The sequence below is a fragment of the Actinomycetospora sp. genome (assembly GCF_036497245.1).
Taxonomy (GTDB): domain Bacteria; phylum Actinomycetota; class Actinomycetes; order Mycobacteriales; family Pseudonocardiaceae; genus Actinomycetospora.
On record NZ_DASXJS010000212.1, the window covers coordinates 1 to 11,312 of the forward strand.

At 72.3% G+C, this 11,312-nt stretch carries 13 protein-coding genes; 7 read left to right on the forward strand and 6 right to left on the reverse strand.

Translation table 11 applies throughout. The annotated features are described in order from the left end of the window. Positions 1-284, forward strand: a 284-nt coding sequence (locus VGI02_RS22440) for a QcrA and Rieske domain-containing protein (protein ID WP_331631036.1), incomplete at its 5' end; no start/stop codon positions are given. Continuing rightward, a complete protein-coding gene (qcrB, locus tag VGI02_RS22445) occupies positions 281-1,960 on the forward strand; it encodes a cytochrome bc1 complex cytochrome b subunit (RefSeq protein ID WP_331631038.1) in 1,680 nt (559 codons plus the stop codon). The genes VGI02_RS22440 and qcrB, both read left to right, overlap by 4 nt. A gap of 79 nt (positions 1,961-2,039) precedes the next feature. Here the strand turns inward: qcrB and VGI02_RS22450 are convergent, their stop codons facing one another. From VGI02_RS22450 to ctaC, 3 genes are all read right to left on the reverse strand, one after another. Then, positions 2,040-2,597, reverse strand: coding sequence for a dihydrofolate reductase family protein (locus VGI02_RS22450; protein ID WP_331631040.1), 558 nt, complete (start codon positions 2,595-2,597; stop codon positions 2,040-2,042). A gap of 127 nt (positions 2,598-2,724) precedes the next feature. After that, positions 2,725-3,123, reverse strand: coding sequence for a cytochrome c oxidase subunit 4 (gene ctaF / locus VGI02_RS22455; RefSeq protein ID WP_331631042.1), 399 nt, complete (start codon positions 3,121-3,123; stop codon positions 2,725-2,727). A 42-nt stretch (positions 3,124-3,165) separates the two neighbouring features. Beyond that, positions 3,166-4,065 (reverse strand): aa3-type cytochrome oxidase subunit II, encoded by a 900-nt coding sequence (gene ctaC, locus VGI02_RS22460; protein WP_331631044.1) that lies wholly within the window; start codon positions 4,063-4,065, stop codon positions 3,166-3,168. Positions 4,066-4,390: 325 nt separating this feature from the next. On the opposite strand from ctaC, the gene asnB reads away from it, so the two are divergent. Together asnB and VGI02_RS22470 are read left to right on the forward strand one after the other, a co-directional pair. Then, a complete protein-coding gene (gene asnB, locus VGI02_RS22465) occupies positions 4,391-6,340 on the forward strand; it encodes an asparagine synthase (glutamine-hydrolyzing) (protein WP_414638348.1) in 1,950 nt (649 codons plus the stop codon). Positions 6,341-6,452: 112 nt separating this feature from the next. After that, complete coding sequence (locus tag VGI02_RS22470) at positions 6,453-7,442, forward strand: adenosine kinase (RefSeq protein WP_331631048.1); 990 nt, start codon at positions 6,453-6,455, stop codon at positions 7,440-7,442. A gap of 194 nt (positions 7,443-7,636) precedes the next feature. On the opposite strand, the gene VGI02_RS22475 is transcribed toward VGI02_RS22470, so the two are convergent. The 3 genes from VGI02_RS22475 to VGI02_RS22485 all read right to left on the reverse strand — a co-directional run bounded on the left by VGI02_RS22475 (position 7,637) and on the right by VGI02_RS22485 (position 9,015). Continuing rightward, entirely contained in the window at positions 7,637-8,011 is a 375-nt protein-coding gene (locus VGI02_RS22475) for a HesB/IscA family protein (RefSeq protein ID WP_331631050.1), read from the reverse strand. A gap of 197 nt (positions 8,012-8,208) precedes the next feature. After that, positions 8,209-8,400: a hypothetical protein gene (locus VGI02_RS22480; RefSeq protein WP_331631052.1), complete on the reverse strand. Its 192-nt coding sequence runs from the start codon at positions 8,398-8,400 to the stop codon at positions 8,209-8,211. A gap of 63 nt (positions 8,401-8,463) precedes the next feature. Beyond that, positions 8,464-9,015 carry a glycerate kinase gene (locus VGI02_RS22485; protein WP_331631054.1) on the reverse strand — a complete coding sequence of 184 codons (552 nt, stop codon included), beginning with the start codon at positions 9,013-9,015 and terminating at the stop codon, positions 8,464-8,466. Between the two features lie 115 nt (positions 9,016-9,130). Between VGI02_RS22485 and VGI02_RS22490 the strand changes: the two genes are divergently transcribed. From VGI02_RS22490 to VGI02_RS22500, 3 genes are all read left to right on the forward strand, one after another. After that, complete coding sequence (locus tag VGI02_RS22490; RefSeq protein WP_331631056.1) at positions 9,131-9,790, forward strand: DUF3043 domain-containing protein; 660 nt, start codon at positions 9,131-9,133, stop codon at positions 9,788-9,790. Then, entirely contained in the window at positions 9,787-10,353 is a 567-nt protein-coding gene (gene cobU, locus VGI02_RS22495) for a bifunctional adenosylcobinamide kinase/adenosylcobinamide-phosphate guanylyltransferase (protein WP_331631060.1), read from the forward strand. The genes VGI02_RS22490 and cobU overlap by 4 nt, the downstream gene beginning before the upstream one ends. A gap of 60 nt (positions 10,354-10,413) precedes the next feature. After that, positions 10,414-11,312: nicotinate-nucleotide--dimethylbenzimidazole phosphoribosyltransferase (locus VGI02_RS22500; RefSeq protein WP_331631058.1), on the forward strand; the 899-nt coding region annotated here is incomplete at its 3' end.

Genomic DNA, 11,312 nt, shown 5'->3' on the forward strand with positions numbered 1-11,312 from the left:
GGGCCGGCCAGGAGAACTTCCACTTCGGCGACTTCTACGCCTACTCCAAGGTGTGCACACACCTGGGTTGCCCCACCTCGCTGTACGAGTCGCAGACCAACCGGATCCTGTGCCCGTGCCACCAGTCGCAGTTCCTGGCCAACGAGTACGCACGCCCGGTCTTCGGGCCTGCCGCCCGCCCGCTGGCGCAATTGCCCATCGCGGTGGACGATCAGGGCTACCTGTTCGCCCGCAGTGACTTCATCGAGCCGGTGGGGCCCGGCTTCTGGGAGCGCAGATCATGAGTGCCATCACCACACCGACGCGCAGCGGGAGCACGGCGATGAAGCTCGTCGGGACCGCTGCGGACGAGGTCGACAGCCGCGTCCACCCGGCGGGACCGATCCGGCGGCAGATCAACAAGGTCTTCCCCACGCACTGGTCCTTCATGCTGGGCGAGATCGCGCTCTACAGCTTCATCGTGCTGCTCCTCTCGGGCACGTGGCTGGCCCTGTTCTACGACCCGTCGATGGCCGAGACGACCTACGAGGGCACCTTCCCGGGCCTGCGCGGCGTCATCATGTCCAAGGCCTACGAGTCCACGGTCAACATCTCGATGGACGTGCGCGGCGGGCTGTTCATCCGGCAGCTGCACCATTGGGCCGCGCTGATCTTCGTCGCGGCGATGATCGCGCACATGATGCGGACGTTCTTCACCGGAGCGTTCCGCCGGCCGCGTGAGACCAACTGGGTGCTCGGCGTCGTGCTGCTGCTCAGCGGCATGATCGAGGGCTTCCTCGGCTACTCGCTGCCGGACGACCTGCTCTCCGGCACCGGCCTCCGGACCGGCCTCTCCGCGATCATCATGTCGATCCCCGTGGTCGGCACGTGGCTGCAGTGGGCGATCATGGGCGGCGAGTACCCGGGGACGATCATCATCCCGCGGCTCTACATCGTCCACGTCTTCCTGCTGCCGGGGATCATCCTCGCGGTGATCGGCGTCCACGTGGCCCTCGTGTGGTTCCAGAAGCACACGCAGTTCCCCGGCCCCGGACGCACCGAGCGCAACGTCGTCGGCGTCCGCATCCTGCCGACCTTCGCCACCAAGGGTGGCGGCTTCATGGTCGTCTCCGTCGGGATCATGGCGATCATGTCCGGCGTCTTCCAGATCAACCCGATCTGGAAGCTCGGCCCGTACGACCCGACGCAGGTCTCTGCCGGCTCGCAGCCCGACTTCTACATGGCCGTGTTCGACGGCGCGGTCCGGTTGTGGCCCTCGTGGGAGATGTACCTGTTCGGCACGTACACGATCCCGGCGATCTTCTTCCCCGCCGTGATCGGCTTCGGGCTCCTGGTGAACCTGCTGATCGCGTACCCGATCATCGAGCGGAAGCTGACCGGGGACGACGCGCACCACAACCTGCTCCAGCGTCCGCGTGACGTCCCGGTGCGCACCGCCACCGGCATGATGGCGATGGCGTTCTACTTCTGGCTCGTCGTGGCCTGCGGGAACGACATCATCGGCTACACGTTCGACATCTCGCTGAACGTCATGACGTGGATCGGGCGCATGGGGCTGCTCGTGATCCCGCCGGTCGTCTACTTCGCGACCTACCGGATCTGCCTGGGTCTCCAGCGGGGCGACCGCGAGGTGCTCGAGCACGGCATCGAGACCGGCGTCATCAAGCGTCTGCCGCACGGCGAGTTCATCGAGGTGCACCAGCCCCTGGGTGGCGTCGACAACCACGGCCACGCCATCCCGCTGGAGTACCAGGGCGCCACGGTCCCGAAGCGCATGAACGACCTGGGCAGCGCCGGCCACCCGATGAAGGGCGGCTGGTTCCGGCCCGACCCGGCCGAGGAGCAGGAGGACGGTCTGCACCGCGGCACCGGCACCGACCCGCTGCAGGTCGAGCCGGGCAGCGACCGCGAGCTCGCGGGCCGGCCCGACGCCGGGCGGCCCCGCGACCCACGGGACTGACCCACCGCCACACCGCACGACCGCCGACGGGGCGGGGAGCACCACGCTCCCCGCCCCGTCGGCGTTTTTGCCCCGGAGCTCAGCCCGCCGTGACCATCGGCCGGTAGTCCAACAGCACCAGTCGGCCGTCGAGCACCGAGGTCCCGATCAGCTCCAGATCGAGGTCGGGCAGGCCGGCGTAGGGCGGCTCCGCTCCGGTGGACCCGAGGACTTGGGGGAACACGAGGAGCCGGTAGCGGTCCACCAGGCCGGCCCGCAGCAGGCTCCGGCCCAGCGACAGGCTCCCGATCACCCGCAGCGGGTCCCCCGGCTCGGTCTTCGCCGCGGCGACCCACGCCTCGGCGGCGTCACGGACCAGTGTGGTGTTCGCCCAGGTCAGCGGTTCGGACAGCGAGCGGGAGAACACGACCTTCCCGCGCTCGGTCATCAGCCGCGACGCCGGGTCGTCGGCGTCGGCCACGATCTCGGCGAGCGTCCGGTAGGTCGTGCTCCCCATCAGCATGACCTGGGGCCGGCAGGTCTGTTCGTCGATCCACGCGTCGAGGTCGGGGCCGCCGTAGCCGAAGTAGGCCGGGGAGGAGGTCCCCTTCGCCCAGCCGTCGACCGTGACGAACAGGTCCACCGTCAGCTCCCGCATCCCGCGAGAGTAGTGGACACGTACCTTCTGGTCCTGTTTCCTTACGAGGCCGACACGGGCCCGGGTACGACGACGGGCGCCGCCGGCCGGAGCCGACGACGCCCGTCAGGAGCGGAAGGGCGAGACCTCAGTGGGCCTCGGGACCCGCGTGGTACTCGAACACCAGCCCGGACACCATGATGATCAGGCCGATGCCCGCGAGCACGATGAGCCACCACTGGTAGAACGCCAGCCCGAGGCCGGTCAGCGCCACGGAGCCGGCGAGGCCGATCGGCCAGTAGCTGCCGGGGCTGAAGAACCCGACGTCGCCCGCGCCGTCGGAGACTTCCGCCTCCGGGTTGTCCTCCGGGCGCTCCTCGAGGCGCCGGGAGACGAACCGGAAGTAAGTCCCGACGATCAGGCACAGGCCACCGGTGAGGGTCAGCCCGACAATGCCGACGGCTTCCTTCGACATGAGGCCGTAGACGAGCGCGCAGACGAAGCAGAACACGGTGAGGATCTCGAAGATGCGGGACTCGACCTTCATCGCCGCGCGCTCCTCTCAGCGGGGTTCGTGGGGCAGGCCATGTCAGAACGCCAGACGGGTGGTCGGGTCCGGGTTGAACGGGTGCGTGGTCACCGCGGTGGGCGAGCACAGCGGGCCGCAGTTCATCCGGGCGAGCGCCTCGGCGGCGGTGTACGGCTGACCGGTGTCGGCGTTCGTGCTCTGCCGCAGGCGCATGTACTGGTCGAACAGGTTGCCCGGCAGCGCCCGCACCTCGAAGTTCATCATCGAGTGGTACGAGCCGCAGTACTCCGCGCACCGCCCGACGAACGATCCGGGCTGCTCGATCTTGTCGATCACCCAGACGTTCTTCTGGTCGTTCTTCTCCGGGTCCGGCAGCACGTCGCGCTTGAACAGGAACTCCGGGATCCAGAACGAGTGGATGACGTCCTCGGAGCGCTGGGTGAACGAGATCGGCCGGTCGGTCGGCAGCACCAGCAGCGGCACCTCGGCCGTGGTCCCGACCGTCGAGACCGGCTGTCCGGTCGGCTGGCGGGTCCCGGGGTACTCGAAGTCCCAGTTCCACTGGAACGCGACGACGTCGATCTTGAGCTCGTTGCCCGCCGGCTCACGGTCGACGACGTTCTGCACGATGACCGTGAAGTAGAAGAGGACCGCGACGATGATCAGCGGCACCACGGTGAGGACGAGCTCGAGCGGCAGGTTGTACTGGAACTGGCGGGGCAGCTCCGAGTCGCCGGCCTTGCGCCGGTGGAACGCGACGGTCCAGGCGGTGAGACCCCAGACGATGACGCCGACGGCGAGCGCCGCGATCGCCGACCAGGTCCACATCTCGCGCATCAGGGTGGCCTCGGGCGTGACGCCCACGGGCCAGCCGAAGCGGATGACCTCTCCGACCGAGCACCCGGTCGAGAAGAGCGCGACGGCCCCGGCCAGGACGGCGAGCTGGAACGCGCGGGTCACCCGTCGAGTCCGACGCTGCGACCCCCGGCCCCGCTGGTCCTGCCGGGAGGGCACCTCCCCGGCCTGCGCAACGCTCGCTGCTCGGCGCACTGCTGGCTGCCCTCCTCGAGGCCGTGCGACCTCGGGCGACGGCACCCCAGGTCCGGACACGGGGAGACTAGCCGAGCCAACCACTACGCGCTGTCGGAGGGGCCGGGCGCGTCCCCCGGATGCGAGTCCGCAGGCCCCCTCGGTGACCGGCATCCGAGGGCAGCACGCCCGTGCCACCGGGCCCGGGACGGGTGGCGCGATCGGGCCGCCACTCCCCCTCGCCATACTGGGCCACGTGTGCGGGCTGATGGGTTGGATCACGGCGGAGGGCACGGCGGTACGGCACGCGACGGACGTCGAGGCCGCGTTGCCCTGCATGCGCCACCGGGGACCGGACGAGTCGGGCGTCTGGCACGACGACGACGTCGCGCTCGGGTTCAACCGGCTGTCCATCATCGACGTCGAGGGCTCCCACCAGCCGCTCGAGTTCCCGGCCGAGCAGGGCTCGGCCCTCGGGGACGCAGGCCGCTACCGCATCGTCTTCAACGGCGAGATCTACAACTACCTCGAGCTCCGGGAGGAGCTGGCCCGCGACCACGGCGTCCGCTTCGCCACCGGCGGGGACACCGAGGCCATCGTCGCGGCCTACGCGGTGTGGGGCGCCGACGCGGTGCCGCGGCTGCGTGGCATGTTCACGTTCCTCATCTGGGACACCCGGGACCGGGTGCTCTTCGGGGCGCGGGACCCGTTCGGCATCAAGCCGATGTTCTTCGCCGCGGGCGCGCACGGAGTGGCGTTCTCCAGCGAGAAGAAGTGCCTGCTCGAGGTGCTCGGGCCGCTGGGGGCCTCGACGGCCGCACCGGACCCCGCGGCCCTGCAGCACTACCTGACCCTGCAGTACGTGCCCGAGCCGGCGACGCTGCACCGCGCGATCCGCCGGCTCGAGTCGGGCTGCTCGTTCACGGTGACTCCCGGCGAGCCGGTCAGCGTGCAGCGGTACTTCACGCCGCGGTTCGACGAACGCCCCATCCCCCGCGGCGACACCGCGGAGGAGACGCGGCGCCACGGGGAGATCACCGAGGTGCTGCGGGACTCGGTGGCCAAGCACATGCGCGCCGACGTCACGGTGGGGGCCTTCCTCTCCGGGGGGATCGACTCGACGGTCATCGCCGCACTCGCCCGCGAGCACAACCCCGACCTGATCACCTTCACGACGGGCTTCGAGCGCGCCGGGTACTCGGAGGTCGACGTCGCGGCCGAGTCGGCCGAGGCGATCGGGGTCCGCCACGTCGTCCGCACCGTCTCCGCGCAGGAGATGATGGACGTCCTGCCGCTCATCGTCTGGTACCTCGACGACCCGGTGGCCGATCCGGCGCTCGTGCCGCTCTACTTCGTGGCGCGCGAGGCCCGCAAGCACGTGAAGGTCGTGCTCTCCGGAGAGGGCGCCGACGAGCTCTTCGGCGGCTACACCATCTACAAGGAGCCGATCTCGCTCGCGCCGTTCGACAAGCTGCCCGGGGCGGTCCGCAAGCTCGCCGGGGCGCTCTCCGAGCGCCTGCCGACCGGTGTGCGCGGCAAGGATCTGCTGCGCCGGGGCGCGCTCCCCCTGGAGCAGCGCTACTACGGCAACGCCCGCAACTTCTTCCCCGCCCAGCTCGACGCGGTGCTGCGCGGCTACGACGACGAGCTCTCGCACACCGACCTGACGGCACCGATCTACGCGGACTCCGGCTCGTGGGACCCGGTGGCCCGGATGCAGCACGTCGACCTGTTCACGTGGCTGCGTGGGGACATCCTCGTCAAGGCCGACAAGATGACGATGGCGAACTCGCTCGAGCTGCGCGTGCCGTTCCTCGACCCCGAGGTGTTCCGCGTGGCGTCGGCCCTGCCGACGGACCAGAAGATCGCGCACGGCACCACCAAGTACGCCCTGCGCCGCGCGATCGAGGGGATCGTCCCGCCGCACGTGCTGAACCGTCGCAAGCTCGGGTTCCCGGTGCCGATCCGGCACTGGCTGGCCACCGACATGCTCGACTGGGCCCGCGGGATCGTCCGGGACTCACAGACCGACGCGATCCTCGACAAGGCCGCCGTGCTGCGGCTCATCGACGAGCACCGGGCCGGTCCGGTGGACCACTCGCGCCGCATCTGGACACTGCTGGTGTTCATGCTCTGGCACGGCATCTTCGTCGAGGGCCGGATCACACCGGCGATCCCGGAGCCGCAGTACCCGGTCTATGCCTGATCGGCGGGGATAGTGCCCGACGCAACGATCGGGCTGTCGGCGCGCACCCCATCACCTACGGTGGTCCGTTGATCCGAAGCGAGTACCGCCAGGGAGAGGAGAGCCCGGCCCGATGGACGTACTGGGTATCGGCAACGCGATCGTCGACGTGCTCACACAGACCGACGACGCCACCATCACCGCCTTCGACCTGCCGAAGGGGGGCATGACGCTCGTCGACCAGGAGCAGGCCGAGACGCTGTACACGAAGGCCGGTGAGACGACCGAGCGCTCCGGTGGCAGCGTGGCCAACTCCATCGCCATCGCGGCCGCGCTCGGCGCGGAGGCCGGCTACGTCGGGAAGGTCCACGACGACCAGCTCGGCGCCTCGTTCACGCGGTCGATCCGCGGCAACGGCGTGAGCTTCCGCACTCCGGCCCTCACCGAGGGCCCCTCGACCGCCCGGTGCCTGGTCCTGGTGACCCCCGACGGCGAGCGCACCATGGGCACCTACCTCGGTGCCTGCACCGCGCTCGGCCCGGACGACGTCGACGCCGCCGAGGTCACCGGCTCGGGCGTCACGCTGATCGAGGGCTACCTGGCCGACACCGAGCATGCGCGCGAGACGATCGGCAAGGTCGTCGAGGCCGCCGCCAAGGGCGACGGCAAGGTCGCGCTCACGCTGTCCGACGCGGGGTGCGTCGAGCGTCACCGCGACTACTTCCGCGAGCTGGCCCGCACCTCGGTCGACCTCATCGTCGCCGACGAGGACGAGGTGGCCGCGCTGGTCGGCGACGACGGCGTCTCCTCGCTGCTGCGTGACCGCGGCGGGAACTGCGAGGTCGTCGCCGTGACCCACGGGGCCAAGGGCTCCACGATCTACGGCGTCGGCGGCGCGACCTACGAGATCGAGACGCGCCCGGCCGACGAGCTGGTGGACACCACCGGAGCGGGCGACGCCTACGCGGGCGGGTTCCTCTACGGGTGGACCCGCGGGCTGAACATGCAGGTCGCCGGCCGGATCGGCTCGGTCGCGGCGTCGCACGTCGTCGCCCAGCTCGGCGCCCAGCCCCCGGAGGACCTCAAGGCGAAGGTCGTCGCGGACGTGCCCGAGGCGCGCTGAGCCCTCCTCGCCGCGGGGCCCCTCCGGACCTACGGAACGAACGACTCGTTCGTGCATATAGAAGCCACGAACGAGTCGTTCGTTCTGCACGGGAGGCGCCATTTCGCCGACCGCCCGTCAACAGACGAGAGCCCCGGGTCCTTCGCGGACCCGGGGCTCTCGTGTGTCAGGGGCGACCCAGTGTCAGGGGCGCCTCAGTTGAAGCTGTCGCCGCAGGCGCAGGACCCGCCGGCGTTGGGGTTGTCGATCGTGAAGCCCTGCTTGTCGATGGTGTCGACGAAATCGATGGTGGCGCCCATCACGTACGGCGCGCTCATCCGGTCCACGGCCACCTTGAGGCCCTGGAAATCACGGAGGAGGTCGCCGTCGAGGCTGCGGTCGTCGAAGAAGAGCTGGTAGCGCAGACCGGCGCAACCGCCCGGCTGGACGGCGATGCGCAGGTGCATGTCGTCGCGGCCCTCCTGGTCGAGCAGGGCCTTGGCCTTGCTCGACGCGGCCTCGCTCAGCTCGACGCCGTGCTCGCCCGGCGCCGCCTCGGTGGCGGGGGCGGTGGGGTTCTCGACGGTCATGGTTCTCCCTGGAGCTCCCGGTGCGGTCCTCGCCGTGCAACCCCACCGGGCGGCGGGATGTTCCCGCCCGGCGCGGCGCGCTCCGTCGGGGGCCCGGATCGGGATCCCGGCGGGGCACGGCGCGGCTCGCCTGCGATCTCCATGGTGTCACATCACGGGCGTGCCTTCACGCGCGCGCACGCGACGAGCGCCGTGCGTCACGCTCCGGCGGGGTCCGGTGGCGACGCGGTGGGCCTGGGCGCCCCCGGGAACGGTGTCCCGCGGCGGCGCAGCACGGCGAACACCGCGAGGAGCACCAGCCATGCGACCTGCCAGCCGGTCGAGATCACGAGGGCCAGCGGCCCGGTGACCATGATCAGCACCGACAGGGCGTCGTCCCGTTCGTCCATCGCCCTCCCCCTCCTGCGCGCCCACGCTGCGCCGCGGGGCGCCGGATCCCGGTGAGGTCCGCGTCAGAGACCCGACCCGGTGCCCTCGTGGCCCGGGTCGCGCGGCCCGGGGACCATCGGATCCGGAGGCGTCCGGGGCAGCAGCTCCGGGCGCAGGTCCGCGCGCCCGCGCCGACCACCCCAGTGGACGGCGATCCCCTCGGCGAGCACCTGCAGCGTGCCCGCGGGGTCGGCCATCGACGCCTCCACCGACCCGGCGTCGGCCGCTGTCGCGTAGGCGCCGTGGATGCCGGACTCGAACGCGACGCGCGGCCCGACGTGGACCTGGCCCGCGAGCACGATGCACGGCACCCCCCGGGCCATCGCGGCCGCCGAGACCGCGGCCAGGGCGGTGTCGCGCAGCGAGCGGAACTCGAGGCTGCCCTCGCCGGTGACGACGAGGTCGGGCAGCTCGTCGTCCGCGACCGTCTCGAGGGTGGCCGACGCCTCGCCGACGGGCGAGCGGGTCAGCTCGTCGTCCGCGGCGCCACGGACCCAGCCGTCCGCGACGGCCGCGGCGGCCTGATCGCCGGACAGCGTGCCCCGAAAGGCGTCCGGCGCGATGAGCACGCGCATGGACGGCCACGGTAGCGGGCCGGAGGCCCGCTCGGTGAGACCTCTCCCGGCGAGCGCGGAGGAGGACCCCCGCTGAGGTGACCGGATACGGCGCCGGGTGTCCTATCCTGGTCGCGTGAACTTCCTGCGCCGCGGCTCCAGCGCCACCTCCGCGCCCGCCTCCCCCGACGGTGACACCGAGGCCGTCGAGGAGCAGGACGTCGTCTCCGTCGGTGGGCAGCGCGGGCAGAACACCGGCAAGGGCCGCCCGACCCGGTCGCGCCGCGAGGCCGAGGGCCGCCGTCGTGGCCCGGTGGCCCCGGCCCCGAAGACCCAGCGCGAGGCCATGAAGCGCGCGAAGACGCTGCGGGGCGACAAGGGCCAGCGGCGGGAGGCGGCCGCGGACCGCCGCAAGCGCATGGCCGCGGGGGACGACCGGGTGCTCCCGGTGCGGGACCGCGGGCCGCTCAAGGCCTTCGTCCGGGACCTCGTGGACTCGCGGCGCCACCTGATGGGCCTGTTCATGCCGCTCGCGGTGCTGATCTTCATCACCGTCGTGGTGCCGATCCCGGGCATCCAGAACATCGGCAGCCTGCTGTGCCTGTGCATGCTCGCCGCGATGGTGGTCGAGGGCACGCTGCTCGGCCGCCAGATCCTCGCGCGGGTCCGCGAGAAGTTCCCGAACGAGGAGGCCAAGGGCCTCTCGCTCGGCTGGTACGCCTTCACGCGGGCCACCCAGATCCGCAAGCTGCGCATGCCCGCCCCGCGGGTGACCGTCGGGCAGCCGGTCTCCTGACCCCGCCCACCTCCCGCACGCTCGTCCTCGGGGGGACGCGCTCGGGCAAGTCGGCCTGGGCGGAGTCCCTGCTCGACGAGGCCTCGCCTGCCGTCTACGTGGCGACGGCGCGCGCCGTCGACCCCGCCGCCGACCCCGAGTGGGCCGACCGGATCGCCGTGCACCGGGCCCGCCGGTCGGCGCGCTGGGAGACCGTCGAGGACCACGACGGCACGGTGACCGCCGCGGTCCTCGCGCAGCGGACCGACGTCGCGGTGCTCGTCGACGACCTCGGGACCTGGGTCACCGGGCTGCTCGACGACGCCGGGTGGGCCCGGGACGCGGCGTCGGTGGCGGCGGCCCGGGCGGCGCTGGTCGACGCGGTCGCCCGCCGGACCGGGCCGCTCGTCCTGGTGTCGGCGGAGGTCGGGCTCGGGGTGGTGCCCTCGACGTCGGCGGGGCGGCGCTTCCGCGACGAACTGGGGCTGCTCAACACCGAGCTCGCGACGGCGTGCGACGAGGTACGCCTGCTGGTGGCCGGCCTGCCGCTGCCGCTTAAGGTGGCCGCGCCTCGTGAGCACTGAGCGCGGCTGTCGAGACATCGTGTGCTCACGAGCGACCGAAGGGAGCACCTAGTGCCGTCGGTGGCACCCCCGGACGAGGCCGCGCGGGCCGATGCCCGCGCCCACCTGACCCGCCTCCCGCTCGCCTCGCATGCGCTCGGGCGCCTCGAGGACGTCGCCGCGTGGCTCGCCGCCTGCCAGGCCCGCTCCCCCGCGCGCCCGCCGTCGTCGCCGCGGGTGGTGCTCTTCGCGGCCGAGCACGGCATCGCGGTCGCCGGGGTGTCCGCGTTCGGGCCCGAGGAGACCGCGGCCCGGCTCGAGGCCGTGCGCGACGGCACCGCCCCGACCAACGCCCTCGCCACCGTGGCCGGGGCGGACGTCCGCGTCGTCGAGGTCGGCGACGGGCCCAGCGGCCGGATCGACCGCGAGGACGCGCTGAGCCCCGACGGGGTGCAGGCCGCCCTGGACGCGGGCCGTGTTGCCGCGGACTCCGCCGTCGACGAGGGCGCCGACCTGCTCGTCCCCGGTGAGCTCGCCGTCGGCGTCTCCACCCCCACCGCCGTCCTCGCCGCCGCGATGACCGCCCGCGAGCCGGTCGCCGTCGTGGGGCGCGGGAGCGGCATCGACGACAACGCCTGGATGCGCAAGGCCGCGGCCGTGCGCGACGGGCTGCGCCGCAGCCGCGCCGCGGGCCGCGACCCGGAGGACCTGCTGCGCATCGCCGGCGGCGCCGACCTCGCCGCGCTCGTCGGGTTCCTCGCCCAGGCCGCGCGCCGCCGGACGCCCGTGCTGCTCGACGGGGCCGCGGTCTGCGTGGCCGCCCTGCTCGCCGACGCGTGGGCGCCGGGCTCGCGCGCCTGGTGGCTGGCCGCGACGCGGGACACCGAGCCCGCCCAGGCCCTCGCCCTCGAGGTGCTCGGCCTCGACCCGCTGCTCCTGCTCGACCTGCGCGCCGGCGCCGCCACGGGTGCGCTCGCGGC